Source organism: Phenylobacterium sp., assembly GCF_041920015.1.
Classification (GTDB): Bacteria; Pseudomonadota; Alphaproteobacteria; order Caulobacterales; family Caulobacteraceae; genus Phenylobacterium.
Window position 1 is genome coordinate 25,469 of the sequence record NZ_JAYRST010000009.1, and the last position, 23,502, is coordinate 48,970.

The 23,502-nt window shown below is 68.6% G+C and carries 17 protein-coding genes and 1 pseudogene; 7 read left to right on the top strand and 11 right to left on the bottom strand.

Annotated features, from left to right (window positions below; genetic code table 11):
• The first annotated feature begins 22 nt into the window (after positions 1 to 22).
• Together ACE3TL_RS03505 and ACE3TL_RS03510 are read left to right on the top strand one after the other, a co-directional pair.
• Positions 23 to 1,819: a glycoside hydrolase family 15 protein gene (locus ACE3TL_RS03505; protein ID WP_374577340.1), complete on the top strand. Its 1,797-nt coding sequence runs from the start codon at positions 23 to 25 to the stop codon at positions 1,817 to 1,819.
• A gap of 80 nt (positions 1,820 to 1,899) precedes the next feature.
• Positions 1,900 to 2,091 (top strand): DUF5961 family protein, encoded by a 192-nt coding sequence (locus tag ACE3TL_RS03510; RefSeq protein WP_374577341.1) that lies wholly within the window; start codon positions 1,900 to 1,902, stop codon positions 2,089 to 2,091.
• 3 nt (positions 2,092 to 2,094) lie between these two features.
• On the opposite strand, the gene zwf is transcribed toward ACE3TL_RS03510, so the two are convergent.
• Positions 2,095 to 3,564, bottom strand: coding sequence for a glucose-6-phosphate dehydrogenase (gene zwf, locus ACE3TL_RS03515; protein ID WP_374577342.1), 1,470 nt, complete (start codon positions 3,562 to 3,564; stop codon positions 2,095 to 2,097).
• A 145-nt stretch (positions 3,565 to 3,709) separates the two neighbouring features.
• Here zwf and otsB point away from each other — a divergent pair, with 145 nt between their 5' ends.
• From otsB to ACE3TL_RS03535, 4 genes and pseudogenes are all read left to right on the top strand, one after another.
• Positions 3,710 to 4,462 carry a trehalose-phosphatase gene (gene otsB, locus ACE3TL_RS03520; protein ID WP_374577343.1) on the top strand — a complete coding sequence of 251 codons (753 nt, stop codon included), beginning with the start codon at positions 3,710 to 3,712 and terminating at the stop codon, positions 4,460 to 4,462.
• A pseudogene (locus ACE3TL_RS03525) lies at positions 4,459 to 5,811 on the top strand (trehalose-6-phosphate synthase); the annotation flags it as partial. The gene otsB and the pseudogene ACE3TL_RS03525, both read left to right, overlap by 4 nt.
• Before the next feature lie 58 nt (positions 5,812 to 5,869).
• The gene (gene ligD, locus ACE3TL_RS03530; RefSeq protein WP_374577344.1) at positions 5,870 to 8,443 is read left to right on the top strand and encodes a DNA ligase D; all 2,574 of its coding nucleotides are present in this window, start codon (positions 5,870 to 5,872) and stop codon (positions 8,441 to 8,443) included.
• A gap of 113 nt (positions 8,444 to 8,556) precedes the next feature.
• Positions 8,557 to 8,964 (top strand): RcnB family protein, encoded by a 408-nt coding sequence (locus tag ACE3TL_RS03535; protein ID WP_374577345.1) that lies wholly within the window; start codon positions 8,557 to 8,559, stop codon positions 8,962 to 8,964.
• A gap of 6 nt (positions 8,965 to 8,970) precedes the next feature.
• On the opposite strand, the gene ACE3TL_RS03540 is transcribed toward ACE3TL_RS03535, so the two are convergent.
• The 10 genes from ACE3TL_RS03540 to ACE3TL_RS03585 form a co-directional block, all read right to left on the bottom strand.
• Positions 8,971 to 9,828: a Ku protein gene (locus tag ACE3TL_RS03540; RefSeq protein WP_374577346.1), complete on the bottom strand. Its 858-nt coding sequence runs from the start codon at positions 9,826 to 9,828 to the stop codon at positions 8,971 to 8,973.
• Between the two features lie 51 nt (positions 9,829 to 9,879).
• Positions 9,880 to 11,379 (bottom strand): carboxylesterase/lipase family protein, encoded by a 1,500-nt coding sequence (locus ACE3TL_RS03545; protein WP_374577347.1) that lies wholly within the window; start codon positions 11,377 to 11,379, stop codon positions 9,880 to 9,882.
• 59 nt (positions 11,380 to 11,438) lie between these two features.
• Entirely contained in the window at positions 11,439 to 14,648 is a 3,210-nt protein-coding gene (locus ACE3TL_RS03550; RefSeq protein WP_374577348.1) for an error-prone DNA polymerase, read from the bottom strand.
• A complete protein-coding gene (locus tag ACE3TL_RS03555) occupies positions 14,645 to 16,294 on the bottom strand; it encodes a DNA polymerase Y family protein (protein WP_374577349.1) in 1,650 nt (549 codons plus the stop codon). The genes ACE3TL_RS03550 and ACE3TL_RS03555 overlap by 4 nt, the downstream gene beginning before the upstream one ends.
• Positions 16,218 to 16,997 carry an ImuA family protein gene (locus ACE3TL_RS03560; RefSeq protein ID WP_374577350.1) on the bottom strand — a complete coding sequence of 260 codons (780 nt, stop codon included), beginning with the start codon at positions 16,995 to 16,997 and terminating at the stop codon, positions 16,218 to 16,220. Before ACE3TL_RS03560 ends, ACE3TL_RS03555 begins: the two co-directional genes overlap by 77 nt.
• Before the next feature lie 105 nt (positions 16,998 to 17,102).
• Positions 17,103 to 17,486: a hypothetical protein gene (locus ACE3TL_RS03565; protein ID WP_374577351.1), complete on the bottom strand. Its 384-nt coding sequence runs from the start codon at positions 17,484 to 17,486 to the stop codon at positions 17,103 to 17,105.
• A 95-nt stretch (positions 17,487 to 17,581) separates the two neighbouring features.
• The gene (gene serA, locus ACE3TL_RS03570) at positions 17,582 to 19,162 is read right to left on the bottom strand and encodes a phosphoglycerate dehydrogenase (protein ID WP_374577369.1); all 1,581 of its coding nucleotides are present in this window, start codon (positions 19,160 to 19,162) and stop codon (positions 17,582 to 17,584) included.
• 76 nt (positions 19,163 to 19,238) lie between these two features.
• Complete coding sequence (locus tag ACE3TL_RS03575; RefSeq protein ID WP_374577352.1) at positions 19,239 to 20,408, bottom strand: phosphoserine transaminase; 1,170 nt, start codon at positions 20,406 to 20,408, stop codon at positions 19,239 to 19,241.
• Positions 20,409 to 20,539: 131 nt separating this feature from the next.
• Entirely contained in the window at positions 20,540 to 20,980 is a 441-nt protein-coding gene (locus ACE3TL_RS03580; protein WP_374577353.1) for a hypothetical protein, read from the bottom strand.
• 66 nt (positions 20,981 to 21,046) lie between these two features.
• On the bottom strand, positions 21,047 to 21,379 hold the full coding sequence (locus ACE3TL_RS03585) for a hypothetical protein (RefSeq protein WP_374577354.1): 333 nt from the start codon (positions 21,377 to 21,379) through the stop codon (positions 21,047 to 21,049).
• Between the two features lie 216 nt (positions 21,380 to 21,595).
• Between ACE3TL_RS03585 and ACE3TL_RS03590 the strand changes: the two genes are divergently transcribed.
• Positions 21,596 to 23,470: an ATP-binding protein gene (locus ACE3TL_RS03590; protein WP_374577355.1), complete on the top strand. Its 1,875-nt coding sequence runs from the start codon at positions 21,596 to 21,598 to the stop codon at positions 23,468 to 23,470.
• The last annotated feature ends 32 nt before the right edge of the window (positions 23,471 to 23,502 follow it).

A 23,502-nucleotide genomic window follows, 5' to 3' on the forward strand; every position in this document is an offset into this window, starting at 1 on the left:
CCAAGTTGCGAATTCCTGACGAATGCCCCAGTCCCTCGACCTCTTCCCGATCGGCAACTGCGCAGCCAGCGCCCTGATCGACCGCGCCGGCCGCTTCGTCTGGGCCTGCGCCCCGCGCGTGGACGGCGATCCGATGTTCTCCAACCTGCTCGGCCTCGACCCCGACGCCGAGCCCGACGCCCAGGGTTTCTGGGGTATAGAGGTCGAGGATCAGGCGCAGGTCACCCAGACCTATCTGCGCAACACCCCGATCCTGGTGACCGAGATCGCCGACCGCACGGGCGCCGCCATCCAGGTCATCGACTTCTGTCCTCGCTACCGGCAGTTCGGCCGGGTCTATCGGCCGCTGGCCTTCATCCGCCTGATCCGGCCGGTCAGCGGCGTGGCGCGGGTGAGGATCCGCCTGCGCCCCACCGTGAACTGGGGCGAGCGCCCCGCCGACCGCACCACCGGCTCCAACCACATCCGCTATGTCGGCGGCGAGACCACCCTGCGCCTGACCACCGACGCCCCGGTTTCGCACCTCACCGGCGAACGGAGCTTCCGGCTCGAAGAGACGGTGGCGATGTTCCTCGGCCCCGACGAAGGCTTCGACGCCGACCTCTCGGCCACCTGCGAGCGGATGCTGAAGGAGACCACCGCCTATTGGCGCGGCTGGGTGCGCACCCTGTCTGTGCCGCTGGAATGGCAGGAGGCGGTGATCCGCGCGGCGATCACCCTGAAGCTCTGCGCCCACGAAGAGACCGGCGCCATCGTCGCGGCCCTGACCACCTCGATTCCCGAGCATGCGGGCAGCGGCCGCAACTGGGACTATCGCTACTGCTGGCTCCGCGACGCCTATTATGTGGTCCAGGCGCTCAACCGGCTCGGGGCCGCCGACCTGCTGGAAAACTACCTGGTCTATCTGCGCAACCTCGTGGATCGCACGCGAGGCGGGCATATCCAGCCGCTGTATGGCGTCGGCATGGAGCCGTCCCTCACTGAACATTTCGCCTCCCACCTGCCCGGCTATCGAGGCATGGGGCCGGTGCGGGTCGGCAACCAGGCGCACGAGCACCTGCAACATGACGTGTACGGACAAATCATTCTGTCGAGCGTCCAGGCCTTCTTCGACGAGCGCCTCTTCCGGCCGGCGACCATCGAGGATTTCCGCGCCCTCGAACTGGTCGGAGAGCGCGCCTTCGAACTGCACGACCAGCCCGACGCCAGTCTGTGGGAGTTCCGCGGCCGCGAGAACGTGCACACCTATTCGGCGGTGATGTGCTGGGCGGCCTGCGACCGCTTGGGCAATGCAGCGGCCAAGCTCGGCCTGCAGGATCGGGCCGACCACTGGAACACCCGCGCCGCCCAGGTGCGCGCGACCATCGAGGCGCGCGCCTGGAATCCGAAGCTCGGCCGGTTCGCCGCCACCTTCGGGGGCGACGAACTGGACGCCAGCCTGCTGCAACTGGTCGACGTGCGCTTCGTCGCGCCTGACGATCCGCGCATGGCCGCCACCATCGCCGCGGTCGAACAGGGCCTGCGGCGCGGCCCCTACATGCTGCGCTATGCGATCCCCGACGACTTCGGCGAACCGAAGACCGCCTTCAATATCTGCACCTTCTGGCTCATCGAGGCCCTGCACCTTTCCGGCCGCTCCGAAGAGGCGCGACGGCTGTTCGAGGAGATGCTGGCGCGGCGCACGGCGGCGGGTCTGCTCTCCGAAGACATCGCCTTCGACGGCGCCGAGCTTTGGGGCAACTACCCCCAGACCTATTCGCTGGTCGGGCTGATCAACTGCGCGACCATGCTGTCCAAGCCCTGGGCCTCGGTGCGCTGATTCTACAGCCAAGCTGTTGAATCGAAAGACTAAGCTGGACATGCGAATCAACCGATGATCGCCCTGGAAAGGATCATCGCATGTTCCATGCTGCTCAGACGCCCCTGCACCGCTACGAGGCGCGCACGGCCGAAGACGCCGTTTTCGCCATTCTCGGCGCCAGTTTCGAAGACGCCGTCCTGGCCTTCGCCGACTTGGTCCACCAGGGCCAGGTCGAACTGACCGACTGCGAGACCGGCGAGCGCCGCTGCTTCAGGCTGGACGTTGTCTAAGAACTAGTCGTACCAGGCCCGCCCGGACCGCTCGATGAGGGCGAAGGCGCCGGCCGGCCCCCAGCTTCCCGCCGCATAGGGCTTGGGCGCCATGCCGGATTCACGCCAGGCGTCGGCGACGCCGTCGATCCACTCCCAGGCCCGCTCCACCTCGTCTCGGCGGACGAACAGGGTGCTGTTGTTCTGGATCACGTCGAGGATCAGGCGCTCATAGGCGATGCGACGCCGCGAATTCGGCCCTGAATAGGCCTTGGCCAGCGAGAGGGACAGCGGCAGCGACTGGAGGCGCATGCCGCGCTCCGAAAGCCCCGGCGCCTTGTTCATCAGCAGCAGTTCGATGTCCTCGTCCGGCTGCAGGTCGATGACCAGCCGATTGGCCACCAGGTCAGCCTCCGCCGCGCCTTCGAAGATCGAATGCGGCACCGGCTTGAACTGGATGGCGATCTGCGTCCGGCGCTCCGGCAGCCGCTTGCCGGTGCGCAGGAAGAACGGCACGCCCGCCCAGCGCCAGTTGTCGATGTCGGCGCGCAGGGCGACGAAGGTCTCGGTATTGGTCGCCTGGCCGCGCTCGGCCTCATAGCCGTCGGCCGCCTTCCCGGCGACCACGCCTGGCGTGTATTGGCCACGAACGCTGACGGTCTGGACATCGGCGCGGGTCACCGGACGCAGCGAGCGCAGCACCTTGACCTTCTCGTTACGGACGCTGTCGGGCTCCATGTCCGACGGCGGCTCCATCGCCACCAGGCAGAGCAGTTGCAGCATGTGGTTCTGCACCATGTCCCGCAGAGCGCCGTACTCGTCGTAATAGGGCCAGCGCTCGCCGACGCCTTCGGTCTCGGCCACGGTGATCTGCACGTGGTCGATGGTGAGGTTGTTCCAGAGCGGCTCGAACAGGGTGTTGGCGAAACGCAACGCCAGCAGGTTCTGCACCGTCTCCTTGCCGAGATAGTGGTCGATCCGGAAGATGCTCTCTTCGGGGAAGGCCTTGGCGACCTCCGCATTGATCGCCTTGGAGCTTTCCAGGTCCCGGCCGACCGGCTTTTCCAGCACGATGCGCGCGCCCGGCCCGGTCATGCCGGCCGCGTCCAGCGCGGCGCAGACGCGGCCATAGATGCTGGGCGAGACGGCCAGGAAATACATCGGCGCCTTGGCCCCGCCGATCGCGGCCTTCAATTGCTCGGCGCCGGCCTGCGTGGTGCCGTCGGCCCCCACATAGCTGAGCCGCTTCTCGAAGCGGGCCCAGGCCTTGGGATCGAGCCCGGCCTCGCCGGCCCGCGCGGCGATGGTCGCGCGCGTCTGTTCCACGAAGGCCTCGCGGGTCATCTCCGCCCGCGCGGTCGCCACGACGCCAAATCCCTCGGCCAGGAAGCCGTCGGCGTCGAGGAAATAGAGCGAGGGGAACAGCATCTTCTGGGCGAGATCGCCCGTACCGCCGAACAGTACGATCACATCGGCGAGAGGCTGCTCTGCCATCGGGGTCACCTTTTCGCGAGAACGTATCTTCCTGCGCGCATAGCGGCGTTCCGGCGTGCAACGTCAAGCCCTACGCACCTGACAATCTCCGGATCGAACCCCTCGTTTGAGCGTTCCTCTCGCGCTGACGGGGCGAAACCTACGTATGAGTATCGAAGACCTGACAACCGGGCTTGAGAAGCCCCCTGCAAAGCTGGCCCTCGAGGGGACGGCGCTGTTCCTCGACCTCGACGGAACCTTGGCTCCCATCGCCGAGCGGCCCGAGGCCGTGCGGCCCGACGCGCGGCGCAACGGCCTGTTGGCCGATCTTGCGAGGCGTATGAACGGCCGTCTCGCCGTGGTCAGCGGGCGCGCCCTGGACGACGTCGACCGCATTCTGGAGGGCCGGGTGACCTGTGTCGCGGCCATCCACGGCCTGGTCCGGCGAGACGCGCGCGGCGTGGTGGGCGAGGCTCCGCCGCATCCCGGTCTGATCGCCGCGCGGGCGGCCATAGCGGATTTCGTCGCCGCCGACTCACGCCTGCTGATGGAGGACAAGGCCCTCAGCCTGACCCTGCACTATCGCCTGGCCCCGGACCGCGCCCAGGAGGCGATCGACCTGGCCGAGCGGCTGGCGACCGTCACCGGCCTGGCGCTCCAGCCGGGCGACATGGTGATGGAGTTGCGCACGCCCGGCGCCAGCAAGGGCGACGCCCTGCGCGCCTTCATGCGCGAGCCGCCCTTCCAGGGCGCGCGGCCGATCTTCCTGGGCGACGACATGACCGACGAGCACGGCTTCTTCGCCGCCCGGCAGCTTGGCGGCTATGGTGTGCTGGTCGGCCCGCCGCGGCGCACCGCCGCCAGCTACCGGATGGAGAACGTGGCGGCGACGCTCGCCTGGCTGGAGCAGAGCCGATGAGCCGCCTGATCGTCGTCTCCAACCGGGTCAGCCCGCCCACCGGGCGCGGCGGCGAAAGCGTCGGCGGCCTGGCCATGGCGCTGGCCGCTGCCCTACGGGAATTCTCCGGCCTGTGGTTCGGCTGGAGCGGCCGCACCACGCCCGAGTTCAACGGCCACCTGAACCTTCAGCGGGTAGACGGCGTCACCGTGGCCACGGTCGACCTGCCCGAGGCCGACGTCTCCGAATACTACAACGGCTACGCCAACAAGACGCTGTGGCCGCTGTTCCACTATCGCCAGGACCTGACCGCCTACGACCGCTCGTTCGACGAAGGCTATCAGCGGGTGAACCGGCGCTTCGCCGAAACCTTGCGGCCGCTGATCGAAGACGACGACCTGATCTGGATCCACGACTATCATCTGATCCCGCTCGGCCGCGAACTGCGCCGGCTGGGGGTGACCAACCGGATCGGCTTCTTCCTGCACATCCCGTGGCCGGCCCATCAGTTGCTGATCACCCTGCCGAACCACCGAGACTTGGTCGAAGCGCTGTTCGCCTACGACCTGGTGGGCTTCCAGACCCCGGAATACCGCCACGCCTTCGAGGAATACGTGCTGAACGAAGCCGGCGGCGTCGCCACGGCCGATGGTTGCCTGCGCGCCTTCGGACGCAGCCTCCAGGCCGGCGCCTTCCCCATCGGTATCGACGCCGAAGAGTTCGCCGAGATGGCAGGCGGCGCCGCGGCCCGGCGCACCCATGACGTGATGGCCGCACACACCGCCTTCCGCAAGATGATCGTCGGGGTCGACCGCCTCGACTACTCCAAGGGGATGGAGGAACGCTTCCTGGGCTTCGAGCGGCTGCTGGCCGACCACCCGGAGCTGCGGCGCGAGGTGCTGTTCCTGCAGATCGCCCCGCTCAGCCGCGAGGGTGTCGAAGCCTATCAGGAGATCCGCGCCCGGCTCGACGCCCTCTCCGGCCGCATCAACGGCGAATACGCCGACATCGACTGGAATCCGGTCCGCTACGTCAACCGCAACTACCGCCGCGACGAATTGGCCGGGGTCTATCGCGCCGCCAAGGTCGGGCTGGTCACGCCGCTGCGCGACGGCATGAACCTGGTCGCCAAGGAGTTCGTCGCCGCCCAGGACCCGCGCGATCCCGGCGTCCTGGTGCTGTCCCGGTTCGCCGGCGCCGCCGGGCAGCTGCAGGCCGCGCTGCTGGTCAATCCCAACAGCCCCGAGGAGGTCGCCGAGGCGCTGCATCGGGCCTTGTCGATGGACCTGGCGGAGCGAATCGAGCGCTGGCGCGCTCTCTTCGAGAACGTCCGGCGCGAGAATGTCGCCGCCTGGCGCGACGCCTTCGTCGAGGCGTTGGCCGCCACCCGCGGGGACAATCAGGCGCGGACCGCCGAGGGACCCTTCTATGGCGAACAAGCTCGCCCGCTATCAGTCCAAGCGCGACTTCACCCAGACCTCGGAGCCGTCGGGGCGGGCCAAGGTGAAGCCGGCGCAACACCTGCGTTACGTGATCCAGAAGCATGCGGCGAGCCGTCTGCACTACGACTTCCGCCTGGAACTGGACGGGGTCTTCAAGTCATGGGCCGTGACCAAGGGACCGTCCCTCGACCCCCACGAGCGTAGGCTAGCGGTCGAGGTCGAGGATCATCCCCTCGACTACGGCGACTTCGAAGGCGTGATCCCCAAGGGCCAGTACGGCGGCGGGACGGTCATGCTGTGGGATCGCGGCTACTGGGCGCCCGAGCCGGGGACCGACCCGCACGAAGCCCTGCGAAACGGCGACCTGAAGATCGTGCTCGAAGGCGAACGGCTGCACGGCGGCTTCGTCCTTGTACGGATGAAGAAGGACCGCGGCGGCGGCGACCGCAACAACTGGCTGCTCATCAAGCATCGCGACGAGTTCGCTCACGATGGCGATGATGACGCCCTGCTGCGCGACAACGACGCCTCCGTCGCCTCGGGTCGGGGAATGGACGCCATCGCGGCCGGAACGGGCGCAGCGCCGACGCCCTTCATGACCGCGCGCAAGGGCAAGGCGGACGGCGTCTGGCAAAGCCGGCCGCGAGGCGAAGCCGGACCTTCTGATGCAAAGGCCGCGACGATGCCGAATTTCGTCGAGCCCCAGCTCTGCAAATCGGCCGCCCGGCCGCCGTCGGCCGAGGGCTGGGGACACGAGGTCAAGTTCGACGGCTATCGCCTGCAGATTCGCGTCGAAGACGGCGCCGCCGTCATCCGCACCCGCAAGGGGCTGGACTGGACCGAGCGGTTCGGCGCCATTGCAAGAGCCGCCGCCCAGCTTCCCGACTGCATCCTCGACGGTGAGGCCGTGGCCCTGGACGACAAGGGCGAACCGAACTTCGGCGCCTTGCAGGCGGCGCTATCCGAGGGACGCGGCGATGACCTGATCTACTACGGCTTCGACCTGTTGTTCGCGCAGGGCCGCGACCTGCGCGGCCTGCCGCTGCGCGAGCGGAAGGCGGCTTTGCAGGCGCTGCTCGCCAAACGCGATCCGCATCTTCGCTATGTCGAGCATTTCGAGACCTCGGGCGAAGCGGTCTGGCGCTCGGCCTGCCGAATGGACCTGGAAGGGATCATCTCCAAGCGGCTCGACGCACCCTATCGGTCCGGCCGCGGCGACGCCTGGATCAAGGCCAAGTGCCGCGCCGGCGAAGAGGTGGTGATCGGCGGCTGGACCGGCGCGAAAGGCCGCCTTCGCTCCCTGCTGGTCGGCGTCAATCGCGGCGATCGGCTGATCTATGTCGGCCGGGTCGGGACCGGCTTCAGCGGCGAGACGGTGCGGCGCCTGCTGCCCAAGCTGGAGGCGGCGGCCTCCGGCAAAAACCCGTTCCACGGCCCCAATGCGCCGGCCAAGGAGGGCGACATCAACTGGGCCCGGCCCGAACTGGTGGCCGAGATCGAGTTCGCCGGCTTCACCGAGGACGGAAACGTCCGGCAAGGCGCCTTCAAGGGCTTGAGGGAAGACAAGCCCGCCGCCGAGGTCCAGGCTGCGGACGCCACGCCCGTGCAGGAGGCGCAGTTGAGCGAGCCCGTTCCGCAAGCCAGGGCTAGGCCGCGCAAAGGCCCAGCCTCCGTCATGGGCGTGACGATCAGCAATCCGGACAAGCCCCTTTGGCCGAACTCCGCCGACCGCGACGCGCCGGTCACCAAGCTGGAGCTGGCCGAATATCTGGAAGCCGTCGCCGACTGGATGATGCCGCACATCGAGGGGCGGCCGTGCTCGATCATCCGCATTCCCGACGGAATCGGCGGCGAACAGTTCTTCCAGCGCCACGCCGGCAAGGGCGCTTCGGAGCTGATCGCTCAGGTCGAGGTCTCCGGCGACCACGCCCCCTATATCCAGATCGACCGTCCCGAGGCCCTGGCCGCCCTGGCCCAGATCGGGGCGGCGGAATACCACCCCTGGAACTGCCGTCCGCATGCTCCCGACACTCCCGGCCGGTTGATCTTCGACCTCGATCCTGGGCCCGACGTCGATTTCGCCGAGGTGGTGACGGCCGCGCGCGATGTCCGCGACCGGCTGGAGGACCTGGGCCTCGTCGCCTTCTGCAAGACCACCGGCGGCAAGGGCCTCCATGTTGTCACGCCCCTGGCCCCGGCGAAGGGCGGCCTGGATTGGCCGACCGCGAAGGGCTTCGCAAAACGCCTGTGCGAACGGATGGCGGCGCAGGCTCCCGACCTCTACGTGGCCAACATGTCCAAGAAGCTGCGGGGCGGGCGCATCTTCCTGGACTATCTGCGCAACGACCGCCTCTCGACGGCGGTGGCGCCGCTGTCGCCGCGGGCGCGGGACGGCGCCACCGTCTCCTTCCCGCTCAACTGGACCCAGGTCCGCGCCGGCCTCGACCCGCGCCGCTATACGATCCGCACCGCGCCGGGCCTGCTGGCCAGGACCAGCGCCTGGGCCGACTACGCCAAGGCCGAGCGTCCACTGGAGACGGCGATCAAGCGTCTCGGCTGAAACAATGCGGCCTTAATCGGACCGGCCGATGAACCCGACCCGAACAGGACGGTTCAGGCTGCGCTCAACTGCGGCCGGGCAAGGTGGCGCGGTATTCGAACGGAGACCCCGCCATGAAGAAGTTCCTCACCGCCGCCATGGCCCTGACCATCGCCGCCAGCGCCGGCGCCGCGGTCGCCCAGCCCCACAGCGATCACCACCGCGCCAAGGCCGAGCAGCGCTACGACCGCGACGTGCGCAAGGCCGAACGCAAGTACGATCGGAACGTCCGCAAGGCCGAACATCACTATCGTGCCGCCGCCTATCACCGCCCGCCGGGCTATGCGTACCGCCATTGGAACCGCGGCGACCGCCTGCCCCCGGCCTATCGGGCCGAGCGCTATCGGATCAACAACTACTCGGCCTATCGCCTGCCCCCGCCGCCCCGCGGCTACTACTACACCCGCGTCGATAACGACGTGGTGCTGACCGCCGCGGCCACCGGCCTGATCGCCTCGGTCATCGTCGGCCTGTTCCAGTAGGATGCGTCAGGACGCCCGCTTCCGAGCGGGCGTCTTTCGCGCGGCCGGCGCCTTGCCGCTGCGCGCCTGGGCCCTGCGGCGCGGGGCGACACCTTCACCCAGGCTCCGGCGGAGAGCCTCCATCAGGTCGATCACCTCGGCCTCCTTCGGCTCCTCGACCGTCGAGACGACGCCGTGATGGGCCTCCTTCTCGGCGATCAGCTTGCGCAGGGCGTCCTCGTAACGGTCGTTGAACTCACCCGGATCGAACGGTCCTTCGAGCTGGTCGATGATCTTCTCGGCGATCGCCACCATCTTCGGATCGGCCTCCGTGCGGGGAATGCGGTCGAAGAATTCGGCCGGATCGCGCACCTCGTCATTGTTGCGCAGGGTGTAGGCGAGCAGACCGCGCTCTCGCGGCTCCAGCGCCAGCAGGCGCTCGCGCTGGTGCATGACCAGCCGCGCCAGCGCGATCTTCCCCGCGCCGTCCATGGCCTCGCGGATCACCCCGAACGCCTCGAACGCCATCTCGCCGTCCGGGGTCAGGAAATAGGGATCGTTCCAGTAGAGGCGGTCGATCTCGCTGGCGTCGACGAACCGCTCGATGTCGATGGTGCGGGTGGTCTCCAGCCGCACATTGCGAATCTCCTCGTCCGTCACGACGACATAGCGGCCCTTCTCGATCTCGTAGCCCTTGACGATGTCGGCGCGCTCCACCGGCCCGGTCTCCGGGTCTGTCGGGATCATGCGGATGCGATTGTGCGTCGCCTTGTGCAGCATGTTGAACGACACGTCCGCGCTGCGCGACGTGGCGGTGTAGAGCGCGACGGGACAGCTCACGAGCGACAGGCGCAGATAGCCCTGCCAGGTGGGACGCGCGGCCATTTTGCTCCGACTCCCCGATGACCAGAGTCAGGGAACGCAAAGCGCGGCGATTCAGTTCTGCGGCAGGCCAAGGCTCGGGATCGCCAGGGCCTCCTGGGCGTTCAAGCGACCCTCGCGGAACTGCGCGCGCAGGCCGCTCTGCGCGCCGAACTCGACCAGCTCGTCCCGCTTCGGATCATAGGCGGGCCAGGCGATCCCGCACCGGGGCGCGCCGGTCTTGGCGAAGGCGACCCAGCAGCCGTGCATCAAGCCCGCCATGGCCTTGTCGTCCTCGGCCACGATGCTGAGCGGCGTGCGCCGGCCCCAGTATTCGAAGACGTACTGGATCTCGGCGGCGTGAGCGGCGCGGGTCACGCCCATCGGCCGGAAGCGCGAGCCGACATAGGAGAAATGGTAGAGATAGGCCGGCTGGCCGCCCGCCGCCTGGGCCGCGATCCAGCGCGCGGGCGCAAGCATGTAGCGGTCGCCGAAGGCACTGCGCACCAGGGCCTCGTCGCTCTTGGCCGCCTCCTCGGCGTAGAGCGCCTTCACCTGCGCGGGGATCTTGGCGGCCAGCGCCGCGGCGTTCGGCAGGCTGCGGCCCAGCAGCGAATCCTCGCCGGAATTGGCGCCGATGATCAGCGGGACGTCCGTGGCCCGGCCGGCAGCGAAGGCCTGGGCCGGCGTCTCCTTCAGCAGGCGCCCGTCGACGAAGGGGCCATAGTCCGCCTCCGCTCCCACCTCGGCGAGCTTGTCGGCTGGCAGGGCGCGCAGGTCGGCGGCCGTGGGGGCGGAAAGGCCCAGTCGTGCGGCCAGGGCCGCGCCCGTCTTTTCCTCGTCGGCCAGGCCCGAAGGCGGGCTCCAGCCGCCGCCCGACTGCACGGCCGCCTTCTGGAAAAGGCCGCGCGCCGCCGGCGTGGCCAGCAGGGCGAGCGTGCTGCTCCCGCCCGCGCTCTCGCCGAAGACCGTGACGTTGGCGGGATCGCCGCCGAAGGCCGCGATATTGCGCCGGACCCATTGCAGGGCGGCGACCTGATCCATCAGGCCGTAATTGCCGCCCTGGCCCTTACCCAGCGCCGGATGGGCGAAATAGCCGAGCGGCCCCAGGCGGTAGTTGATCGCCACCAGCACCACGCCGTCGCGCGCGAAGTTCTGGCCGTCATAGATCCAGCCGGCCCCGGTCTTGTGCCCGCCGCCGTGCAGCCAGACCATCACCGGCGCCTTCTTGGCCTCCAGCGGGGCGAAGATGTTGAGCTGCAGGCAGTCTTCGCTGGTCGGTCCGTTGGCGCTGCCTTCGTTGGGCGAACCGTCCGGGTTCATCTTCTGCGGGCAGGATGGTCCGTTGGCGTTGGCGTCGCGCTCGCCGCTCCAGGCCGCCGGCCGCTTCGGCGGCGCCCAGCGCAGGTCGCCGACCGGGGGAGCGGCATAGGGAATGTTGCGGAAGATGCGGGCGCGTTCGGTCTGGGTTCCGGCCAGCACGCCGCTCTCGACCCTGGCCTTGGGCGTCTCGGCGCCCTGCGCCGCGCCGGCCAGCGCCAGAACTCCCAGGACGACGGCGCTCCAGTGCAGCATGGCGTTTCCCCCGTTTTGGCGCAGCGAGGATTCGGCGCGATCCCCCAGTCGGTCAAGCCTCAGTGGAAATCGCGGCTGCGGATCAGGCCGCCGGTCACGCGGTTGTGGATGCGTGGGGCCTGGCCCTCCTCGGCCTTCATCTCGGCCAGGCGATGCGAAAGGTCGGTGAAACGGCGGGCGACCACGTGCACGACGTTGCTCTCGCTCTGAACCTGGCCATGCACCACCAGGAAGGACGCAGTCATCACCAGGCGGCGATTGGCGGTGAAGGCGTCCTGCCAGATGACGATATTGGCCACGCCCGTCTCGTCCTCCAAGGTCATGAAGGTGACGCCCTTGGCGGTGCCCGGCCGCTGGCGCACCAGCACCAGCCCGCCCACCGTGACCAGCCGCCGGTCGCGCATATCCGTCAGCTCCCTGGCCTTCACCGCGCCCAGGCTGTCGAGACTGCTGCGGAAAAAGCTGACTGGATGGGCCCGCAGCGACAGGCTGGTGGTGCGATAATCCTCCTGAACCTCATGCGGCGTGGTCATCAGGGGCAGGTCGACCGGCCGTTCCTTCACCCCCATGGCCGCCAGCAGCGGCGCGTCCTTCAAACTGCCGGTCTCGTCCGACAGCCCTTTCACCGCCCACAGGGCCTGGCGGCGCGGCAATCCCAGCGAGGCGAAGGCGTCGGCCTCGGCCAGCAGTTCCAGCGAACGGCGCGACAGCTCCGCCCTTACCGCAAAGTCCTCGATGCTGCGCACGCCTTCACCACGCGCCTCCATCAGCCGCCCGGCTTCATCCTTGTTGAAGCCCTTGATCTGCCGCAGGCCCAGACGAACGGCGCGCAGATCTCCCGGCTTGCTCGCCGGCTCCAGGGTGCAGTCCCAGTCGCTGGCCAACACGTCGGGCCCGCGCACCTCCACCCCATGCTCGCGCGCGTCGCGGACCAGTTGGGCCGGCTGGTAGAAGCCCATCGGCTGGCTGTTCAGCAGCGAGGCCAGGAAGGCGTCCGGCCAGTGACATTTCACCCAGGCCGAGGCGTAGACCAGCAGGGCGAAGCTGATCGCATGGCTTTCCGGAAAGCCGTAGGAGCCGAAGCCCTCGATCTGCTTGAAGCAGCGCTGGACGAACTCGGGATCGTAGCCGCGCGCCGTCATCCCCTCGATGAACTGTTTCTCGTACTCCCCGACATTGCCGTGGTGGCGGAAGGTGGCCATGGAACGGCGCAGGCCGTCGGCGTCGTCTTCGGAGAACTTGGCCGCCTCGATGGCGATACGCATCGCCTGCTCCTGGAACAGCGGCACCCCATAGGTCTTGCGCAGGATGTTTTCGAGCTCGTCCTGCGGATAACCGGGCCCTGGCCGCGGATAGTCGATCGGCTCAAGACGGTTGCGCCGCTTCAGATAGGGATGGACCATGTCGCCCTGGATCGGACCCGGGCGCACGATCGCCACCTCCACGACCAGGTCGTAGAACGTCTTGGGCCGGAGCCGCGGCAGCATCGACATCTGCGCCCGGCTTTCCACCTGGAAGACCCCGATGGAGTCGGCCTCCGACAGCATTTCGTAGACCGCCGCGTCCTCCTGCGGGATGTCGGCGACCTCGGCGATCTTCCGGCCGATCGCCTCTTCCGGAATCATGTCGAAGCTCTTTTTCAGCGCCGTCAGCATGCCGAGCGCCAGCACGTCGACCTTCATCAGGCCGATCTCGTCGATGTCGTCCTTGTCCCACTCGATGAAGGTGCGGTCCTTCATGGCCGCATTGCCGATGGGCACGGTCTCGTCCAGCCGCCGCTGGGTCAGCACATAGCCGCCGACGTGCTGCGACAGGTGGCGCGGGAACTTCAGCAACTGTGTGGCCAGGTTGACCGCCCGGCGAACCTGCCGATTGGCCGGATCGAGCCCGGCCTGGACGATGTGGCTGTCGGGCACATCCTCGCCCCAGCTTCCCCAGATGGTATTGGCGAGCGCGGCGGTGACGTCCTCGGTCAGGCCCAGGGCCTTGCCCACCTGGCGGATCGCCATGCGCGGGCGATAGTGGATCACCGTCGCCACGATGGCCGCGCGGTCGCGGCCATAGCGCCTGTAGACGTACTGCATCACCTCCTCGCGGCGGGCGTGTTCGAAATCGACGTCGATGTCGGGCGGCTCGCCGCGCTGCTTGGAGATGAAGCGCGAGAACAGCAATTCCTGGTCCTTCTTGGTCGGATCGACGGCCGTCACTCCCAAGCAGAAGCAGACGCAGGAATTGGCCGCCGATCCGCGCCCCTGGCAGAGGATGCCCTGGCCCCGAGCCCAGTGGACGATGTCGTGGACGGTCAGGAAGTAGTTGGCGAAGCCGAGTTCCTCGATCAGGTCGAGTTCATGCTCGAGGGTCTTGCGCTCGGTCTCGCCCATACCTCGATGGAAGCGCGATTGCGCGCCTTCCCAGGTCAAGTCGCGCAGATGCTGGATCGCCGTCTTGCCTCGCGGGACCGGCTCGTCGGGATACTCGTATTTGAGCTGCGACAGATCGAAGTCGATCCGCTCGGCGATCTCGACGCTGCGCTCGACCGCGCCGGGGAAACGCGCGAACAACCGCGCCATCTCTGCCGGCGCTTTCATGTGCCGTTCGGCGTTGGCCTCCAGCCGCAGGCCCGCCTCCTGGATGGTGCAGGTCTCGCGGATGCAGGTCAGCACGTCCTGCAGGTTCCGTCGCTCGGGAACGTGGTAGAGAACGTCGTTGGTCGCGACCAAGGGCGCGCCGGCGCCCTGCGCCAAGCCCGCCAGCTTCGAGAGCCGGTGCAGGTCGCGCGGCCCATAGGCGCGCGAGGCCGCCAGCCAGACGTTCCCGCGCAGGTCGCCGGCGATCCGGGTCAGCCTGCGCTCGAAATCGGCGTCGAGACGCGGAGGCGGCGCGACCAGCAGCAACTGGCCCTCGCTATGGTCGGCGAAGTCGGCCCAGTGCAGTTCGCACTTGCCCTTCTCCGAGCGAAGCTGGCCGACCGTCAGCAGGCGGGTCAGGCGGCCATAGGCCTCCCGGTCGGTCGGATAGCAGAGCAGCGACGGCGTTCCGTCGGCGAAGTCGAGCCGGCAGCCGGTCAGGACGCGGATCGCAAAGCCTGCCTTCCGCATCTTCTTCATCTGCGACCAGGCCCGCACCACCCCGGCCAGGGAGTTGCGGTCGCAGACGCCGATCGCCTCCATCCCCAGCACGGCGGCGGCGCTGACCAGTTCGTCCGGGTGCGAGGCGCCGCGCAGGAACGAGAAATTGGTGGTCGCCTGCAGCTCGGCATAGCGGGTCATCCGAACACCCCATGCAGCCACCAGCGGACCTCGCCGCCCTCCTGATAAAGCCCCTCGCGAAACACCCAGAAGCGGGCGCCGTCCTGGTCCTCGACCCGGTAATAGTCGCGGATATGGGCGGGACTGGTCGCGTCGATCTCGCCGCGCCACCATTCCTCGGCGATGCGTTCGGGGCCTTCGGCGCGGGCGATCCGGTGCAGGCGCCGGCGCCACTGGAACTGGCGCGGCGGATCGTCGGGGGTCTGGGCCGTGACCAGGTCCAGCGGCTCGGGCTTGCGGAACAGGCGCAGGGGCCGCGGCGCCTCGGGGTTCCAGGCTCGGGCTGCGCCCGCCGCCAAGGGCGCGGCCGGCCTGACCGACAGCTCGGGCACATGGCTTTCGACCGGCTCGGCCTTCCACACCCGCCCTTCGCCCAGCCGGTTGGTCAGGCGGTCGACCAACGGCGCCAGCCCCTCGGCCGCCTCGGCCTCGGCGTCCAGTCGGACCTGGCGGTCGCAGACGCGCTCGACTTCCTCGGCCTCCAGCGTGACCACCTCGATCCCGAAGCCCGGGTCGATGGTTTCCAGCTTGGGCTTGAACAGGGCGGCGATCCGGGCCGGATCGCGAGCGGCGAGCGCCAACCCCACCTCCAACGGCAGGGCGCGGCCATCCAGGCGATGGAAGGCGATGCGGAACCGCCGCGCGCCCTGGCCTTCACGCTCCAGACGCTCGCACAGCCTGGCCGCCACGTCGAAGGTCACCCGCTGCAAGTCCTCCAGCACGCTGATCGGCTCGAAGAAGGCCAGGCGCGCGAACCAGGGATGCGGCGGCCGGCGAAAGGCCAGGGCCTCCTCGGCCCGGCCCATGGCCTGGTCGATCCGCGTCAGGGTCTGCTGACCGAAGCGGCGGGCCAGCGGCGCGCGCGGCAGGCCGAGAACCTGGGAGAGCAGGCGCAGGCCCAGCCGCTCCATCTGGGCGGCAGCCTCCGGCTCCAGCCGCAGGGCGGCCGGCGGCAGCGCCGCGAGCAAGGCCGCCTGGCCGTTCGGCGGGGCGATGATCTCCGCCGCCTTGCCGTAATGGGCCAGGGCCCAGGCTGCGCCAGGCGTATCGGCGACGGCGCAGCGCACGAAGATTCCGCTCCGAGCCAGGCGCGCCCGATAGTCGGCGATCAGTTCGGCCTCCCCGCCCCACAGATGCGCGACCCCGCTGATGTCGAGGAAAAGCCCGTCCGGCGGATCGGCGGCCACGGCAGGCGAAAATCGCACCGACCAGTCGACCAGGGCGGTCAGCGCCGCAGCATCGGCTTCCGGCTCGGCGTCGGCCATGCGCAGGTTCGGGACCAGGGCCAGGGCGTCCGTCGCCTTTTGCCCCGCGAACAGGCCCAGCGCTTGCCCCGCCTTGTCCACCGCCGCCAGCCGCCGCGCGCCCTTGACGGTTTCGATGAGGACGAGGGGGCCTGCCCCGGCGATGGATGCTCCCCCGCTGGGGGGACTGTCAGCAAAGCTGACCGAGGGGGATTGCCGAGTCGGCAGACCTCCTCCGGCCCTTCGGGCCGCCTCCCCCAGAGGGGGAGGATCAGAAAGCAGCGCTTCAGCTTGCGAGGCGTTGCGGCGGCGCCAGTTGGCGATCGCCCAGTTCGGCGACCAGGCGCAAAGGATGCGAGCCATTCTCGGCCTCCCAGGTATATGCGTCCACGGCCTCCAGCAGCCAGGCGCCCGTCCGCCCGCCGCGGCAGCGCTCCAACTCCACCCGCCAACGCGGCGGGCCGAGGCCGAATTCCTCCACCCCCGGCTGGCTGGGCGCAGGGGCGATCTTCCAACGGGTGGCGGCGGCCGAGCCGGTCTGGCCGCCGCCCGTCCCGCCATAGGGACGGCGGTGGATCACGAAGCCGGTCGCACCCTGCTTTTCGCAGGCCAGTTGCAGTCGCCGCCCCGCGGTCAGGTCTACCGCCTCGACCTCGGCGAACACGGCGCTGACCCCCGGCGTCGCCAGGGCGTCCTCGGCTGCCGCCAGGGCCTCGGCCTCGTCGCGGGCGCAGACCTGGATCAGCCGCTCGGACGGAAAGCCCAGCCCCACGAGGCCCGGCGCGAACAGATCGTCGCGGCGCAAGACCCACACCGCCTCTCCCCGACGGGCCAGGGGGGTGGCGGCCAGGGCGGCGAAGGCGGCCGTGCAGGCGCCCGTCTCCACCTCCATTCCAACGCCGGCGAATTCGTGCCACTGGCCGAGCGGCAGGCCGCCGCCCGGCAGACAGGCGTCGATGTCGGGCGCGCCGAACGGCAGCGAGCCAAACCCCGACCGCCCGCCGATCTCGATCGCCGCGATCCTCGCCTTCAGGGCCGCAAGACGCCCGTCGCGAAAACCGGACATGGTTTCTCCCGCTCCAAAAGTTCTTCTTTTGTTCTAGTTTTGACGGTGCAGGAGTCAAGCGCCGGTCGACGGCGTCATACAGGCGCGGCGACCTTCGGGAGGCTGTCAGCCGGTTGAAACGTCAAGCAGCTTGCTGAGGCGTTTCGGCGCAATGGCGACATAGCTCTGCCGCAGCCAAGCCTTCAGGGGCTCGAGTTCGGCCAGCACGTCGTCGTCGGGGCCGAAATGGGAGATCACCCAGTCGTGTTGCTTGTACCAGCCACGGCTTTCGCGGACGTAATAGAGGCCTGAGACCATCTCCGCCGAGATCGGCAGTTTCACCGTGATGGTCAGCTCGTCGAGCGGCTCGGCCTTGGCGCCGAAGATGACGAAGGTCTTCCTGTTGACGTCGAGCGCGCGGGTCGGGTCCCAGCCGCGGGACGCCTCGGCGCCGGGCAGCGTCAGGCCATAAGCCGTCAGTTCGAGTTCGGCCTGCTGATGAGGTGTCATGGCGCGCCTCCTGACGGAGGCGAGGGTGCGCGCGGGCGCGGCCGCGAGCAAGGGCGTCTCCCTCGCCGGCCCAGCCGGCGAGGGAGCGCGAAGGATCAGAAGCGCAGGGTGCGCGCTTCCTTGACGTGCGGCAGGGCGCGGATCTTCTCGATCAGGGCTTCGCCCCCGTCCTGGTCGACCCCGACCAGGGCGATGGCGTCTTCGCCGGCCGAGACGCGGCCCAGGTTGAAGGTCGCGATGTTGATCTGGGCCTCGGCCAGGATCGCGCCCAGCGCGCCGATGAAGCCCGGCTTGTCGAGGTTGTTGACGTACAACATGACCGGCGCGAACGGGGCGTCGAGGTCCATGCCCTTGACCTCGACCACGCGCGGCGCGCCAGCCATCACGGCGCCGGCGAACGAGCGTTTGCCGAGCGCGGTGGTGACGGTGATCCGCACCAGGCTGTCATAGACCGGGCTGTCGTCCTGCTTGCTTTCCGAAACCGTGATGCCGCGGTCCTTGGCCACGGCCGGGGCCGAGACCATGTTCACCTCGGCCAGCATCGGGCGCATGGCGCCGGCCAGGGCCGCGGCGGTCAGCGGGCGGGTGTTCAGCAGGGCGACCTCGCCTTCGTAGGCGATGTCGATGGCCTTGACCTCGACATCGACCATCTGGCCGGCGAAAGCGCCCAGCTTCTCGGCCAGGGCCACGAACGGCTTCAGCTTCGGGGCTTCCTCGGCGGTGACCGAGGGGCTGTTGAGGGCGTTGGTGACCGCGCCGGTCAGCAGGTAGTCGCTCATCTGCTCTGCGACCTGCAGGGCGACGTTCTCCTGGGCTTCCAGGGTCGAGGCGCCCAGATGCGGGGTGGCGATGAAGTTTTTGGCCCCGAACAGCACGTTCTCCTTGGCCGGCTCCTCGACGAACACGTCGAAGGCCGCGCCGCCGATGTGGCCGTCGTCCAGCCCCTTGCGCAGGGCCGCCTCGTCGACCAGCCCGCCGCGGGCGCAGTTGACGATCAGCACGCCCTTCCTGGTCTTGGCCAGGTTCTCGGCCGACAGGATGTTGCGGGTCTTGTCGGTCAGCGGCGTATGCAGGGTGATGACGTCGGCGCGGGCCAGCAACTCCTCCAGCTCGACCTTCTCGACGCCGATCTCGACGGCGCGCTCGGCGGTCAGGAAGGGATCGTAGGCCACGACCTTCATCTTCAGGCCGTTGGCGCGGTCGGCGACGATGCCGCCGATATTGCCGGCGCCGATCAGGCCGAGGGTCTTGGCGTAGAGCTCGACCCCCATGAAGCGGTTCTTCTCCCACTTGCCGGCCTGGGTGGAGACGTCGGCGGCCGGCAGTTGGCGGGCCAGGGCGAACATCATGGCGATGGCGTGCTCGGCGGTGGTGATCGAGTTGCCGAACGGGGTGTTCATGACCACGATCCCCTTGGCCGTGGCGGCGGGGATGTCGACATTGTCCACGCCGATGCCGGCGCGGCCGATGACCTTCAGGTTGACGCCGGCGGCGAGCACGTCCTTGTCGGCCTTGGTGGCCGAGCGGACGGCCAGGCCGTCATAGTCGCCGATGATCTTCAGCAGCTCTTCCTTGGAGAGGCCCGTCTTCACGTCGGCTTCGACGCCGCGTTGCTTGAAGATGTCGATGGCGGCGGGGCTCAGCTTGTCGGCGATGAGTACGCGGGGCATGGGTATTTCCTTGCGGATAAGGGATAGGCGTCCCCAGCCACGCGCACGGCGGGCGTGGTGTCGTGGGGACGCTTGAGAAGCTTCAGGCGGCTTGCAGTTGCTCGAGGGTCGTGGCGAACGCCCAGTCGAGCCAGGGGGTCAGGGCCTCGATGTCCGAGGTCTCGACCGTGGCCCCGCACCAGATGCGCAAGCCTGCCGGAGCATCGCGATAGCCGCCGATGTCGAGGGCGGCGCCTTCCTTTTCGAGCACGCCGGCCAGCTTCTTGGCGAAGTCGGCCTGGGCGTCGTCGGCCAGGGCGGCGACGCGCGGATCGACCACCTTCAGGCAGACCGAGGTGTTCGAACGAGCCGCCGGATCGGCCGCCAGGAAGTCGACCCAGGCGGTCTTCTCCACCCAGGCGGCCAGGGCCGCCAGGTTGGCGTCGGCGCGGCGCTGCATCTCGGCCAGGCCGCCGATCTGCGCGCCCCACTTCAGGGCGTCGATGGCGTCCTCCACGCAGAGCATGGACGGGGTGTTGATGGTCGCGCCTTCGAAGATGTCCTTGGCCAGCTTGCCGGCCTTGGTCATGCGGAACAGCTTGGGCATCGGCCAGGCCGGCGTGTAGCTCTCCAGCCGTTCGACCGCGCGCGGCGACAGGATCAGGACGCCGTGCGCGCCCTCGCCGCCCAGCGCCTTCTGCCAGGAGAAGGTGACGACATCGAGCTTGGCCCAGTCGAGGTCCTGGGCGAAGGCCGCGCTGGTCGCATCGCAGATCGTGATCCCCTCACGGTCGGCGGCGATGAAGTCGGCGTTCGGAACGCGGACGCCCGAGGTGGTGCCGTTCCAGGTGAAGACCAGGTCGGCATCCTTGCGCACCTTGGTCAGGTCGGGAAGCTGGCCATAGGGCGCGTCCAGCACCTCGGCCGGCAGCTTGAGCTGCTTGGTCACGTCGGTGACCCAGTCCTTGCCGAAGCTCTCGAAGGCCAGAAGCTGCACGGGCCGCGGCCCCAGCATCGACCACATCGCCATTTCCACGGCGCCGGTGTCCGATCCAGGCACGATGCCGATGAGGTAGTCGTCCGGAACCTCCAGCACCTGGCGGGTGCGGTCGATCGCTTCCTGCAGGCGCGCCTTGCCCAGCTTGGAGCGGTGCGAGCGGCCGAGGACGGCGTTCTGGAGATTTTCGGGGGTCCAGCCGGGGCGCTTGGCGCACGGGCCGGAAGAAAACTCGGGGCGAGCCGGGCGCATGGCCGGCTTGGCGAGGGTCGTCATGGCGATGTCTCCCATCCTTACAGATGAGCTGCGCCCCGTTGGGGGGGCGTGGCCCGCGGCGGAGAAACACCGGCTCGCGCCGCAGCGCAAGCGAAAGTTTCGGAAATTCCGTCAGGGGATCGGCGGATCGCTCAGCCCGGCTTGGCCGCGCGCCGCGCCTTCGCACGCTTGCGCCAGGCGATCACCGTGCCGATCGCCAGACAGACGCTGATCGCCAGGAAGTCGAGATTGTTCACCCGCGCATGGAACAGGTCCACCTCGCGCTGAGTGACGAAATAGAACGAATGCAGGGTGAAGAGGATCGCATAGAGGATCATCACCCCGCCCAGCCAGAAGCTGGCATAGACCACAGCCACCACCAGCAGGCCGACCGCCGTCACGCCGTCGCCGACCAGCCAGACGACCGCGAGGTCCGCATGGGGGAAGAAGAAGTCGCCAAGATTGCCCAGCAGGGCGTTGGCCAGGATCAGACCACCGCCCAACCGTTCGGCTTGCCCGCCCTTCCACAGGGCGAACAGACAAATCCCCAATGTGAGGACCGTCAATGCAATGGCGATCGGTGAAGTCGGCATGATCCTGCGCCCCTATCGCTGAATAGGGACGCAGAACCAGTTAAACTATTGCAACCCGAGCGGCGTTCAGCCGACCTGGCGCATCTCAGCAGCTTGCTTGCGCACCATGACGGGCTTGTCGTGGTAGGCCAGCTTGGTGCGGATGCCGAGACGAAGCTGGGCTTCCGCCAGCTCGTTGTGCACGCCGACCATCGCGGAGCGGGCTTCTCCCAGCGCCTTGATGGCTTCGACCATCTTCACCTGAACGTCGTCGGCGAAGACGAGCGAGGCGTTAACCTCCGCGCGGGCCTTCAGCAGGTCCGCGAGCAGTTCGGTAGCTTCGACCATGGCCTGGTCGACAGCCGCTTCCGTCGAAAACAACTTGGTCGCAACGCGTTGCGCCACAAACACCTTTTCCATGGGGAACCCCTCCGAGGAAATTAACCCTAACGGCGTTAAGATAAACCGGAGGTTAAATTCTACCTAGAGGATTCATATCCCGTTAACCACGTTTTTGTCGCTCGATGGTTGAAATCGTGTCGAATCGGCCACAGTTCGCCCCTCAAGCGAAGCTGTCGGAAGCGAACCGTTAGGGGAATTGGCCTAGACCGGCCCCTCGACAGAAGTTCGAGCCCGATGACAGACCTGCCTCGCACGACCGGACCGCGGCCACAGATCACCTTCCACGCGCGCGTGGCGGGCGTGGCTCTGATCACCACGGTCGTCGTCCTGGTCGCCGCCTGCCTGACCTTCATGCTCCAGCAGTGGGCCGTGGCCCGCGAGCAGAATCTCCACGCCCATCGCGCGCTGTCGGAAATCACCGCCGCCGCGGCCGCCAACGCCTTGGCGGACCAGGACCCGGCCCAGGCGAAGAGCGCCATCGCCACCCTGGCGAACGACACCAGCGTGACCCGGGCGGTGCTGAGCGGCGCCGACGGCAAACCGCTGGCCGCCTATGTCCGGCCGAAGGCCGCGACCACCGAACTGGACACGATCCGCACGCCGGTCGCCACCGGCGAGTTGGTGATGACCTTCGAGACGCCGGCCCTCACCGCCCTGCTGCCGCAATTCATCGCCCTCACCGGCGCCCTGTTCTTCGGCGGCGTCGGGGTGGCGCTGTTCCTGGCGCGCGGACTCGCCTCTCGGGTGATCGCGCCGGTGCTCAAACTGTCCGAAGCCATGCATGACGTGGCCGCCAGCGGCAGTTTCGCGCCCGTCGAGGTTGAAGCCGACGACGCCCTGTTCCGCAGCCTGACCGACAGTTTCAACCACCTATTGGCGAAATTGGACGAGCGCGAGCAGGACCTTCAGCGCACCCTGCGCGAGCTGGTGGAGGCGCGCGACGCCGCCAACGCCGCCAACGTGCTGAAGTCCCAGTTCCTCGCCAATATGAGCCACGAGATCCGCACCCCGCTGAACGGGGTCCTGGCCATGGCCGAGGTCATGTCCATGGGCGACCTGACCGAGGTCCAGCGCCAGCGGCTCGACGTGATCCGGCAATCGGGCGGCCTGCTGCTGGCCGTCCTCAACGACGTCCTCGACCTCTCGAAGATCGAGGCCGGCAAGCTGACCCTGCTGGTCGACGACTTCGACCTGGAGGCAGCCATCGCCTCCACCCGTGACTCCTTCCAGGTCATCGCTCAGGCCAAGGGGCTCGGCTTCGGCGTCGAGGTGGCCGACAGCGCCCGCGGCGCCTGGCGCGGCGACGCCGACCGCATCCGCCAGATCGTCGGCAACCTGCTGTCCAACGCCGTCAAGTTCACCCTGCAGGGCGAGGTCTCGGCCCGCTTCGACGTGGTCCCCGAGAGCGGCGCCCTGCGGCTGGTCGTCCGCGACACCGGCGTCGGCATCGCCGTCGAGAAGCAGGCGGGCCTGTTCGAGAAGTTCACCCAGGCCGACAACTCGGCCACCCGCCGGTTCGGCGGCACCGGCCTTGGCCTGGCCATCTGCCGCGAGCTGACCCAGATGATGGGCGGGGTGATCAGCGTCGAAAGCCGCGAAGGCGAAGGATCGGTCTTCACGATCGAACTCCCCCTCGAGCGCGGCGAGATCGCCGTCCGGGCCTCGGCCCCCGCCCCTGTCGCCGACGAAGGCGAAGAAGGCACCCTGCGCCTGCTCGCCGCCGAGGACAACCCGACCAACCAGCAGGTGCTCGCCGCGGTCATGGGCTCTCTGGGCATCGAGATCGACATCGTCGCCAACGGCAAGCTGGCCTTCGAGGCCTGGCGCGACGGCGCCTACGACCTGATCCTGATGGATATCCAGATGCCGGTCTGGGACGGCATCGCCTCGGCCCGCGCCATCCGCGCGGCCGAACGGGAAGCGGGCCGCCCGCGCACCCCGATCGTGGCCTTGACCGCCAACGCCCTCTCGCACCAGGTCGAAGAGTATCTGGCCGCCGGCATGGACGGCCACGTCGCCAAGCCGATCGAGATCGCCAAGCTCTACGATGCGATCAGCCGCGCCCTCACCGAGGCGGCGACCGTCGGCTCGGCCTCCGCGGCGGCCTGACGGCCTCTTTCCAAAGCTGAACACTGCACAAC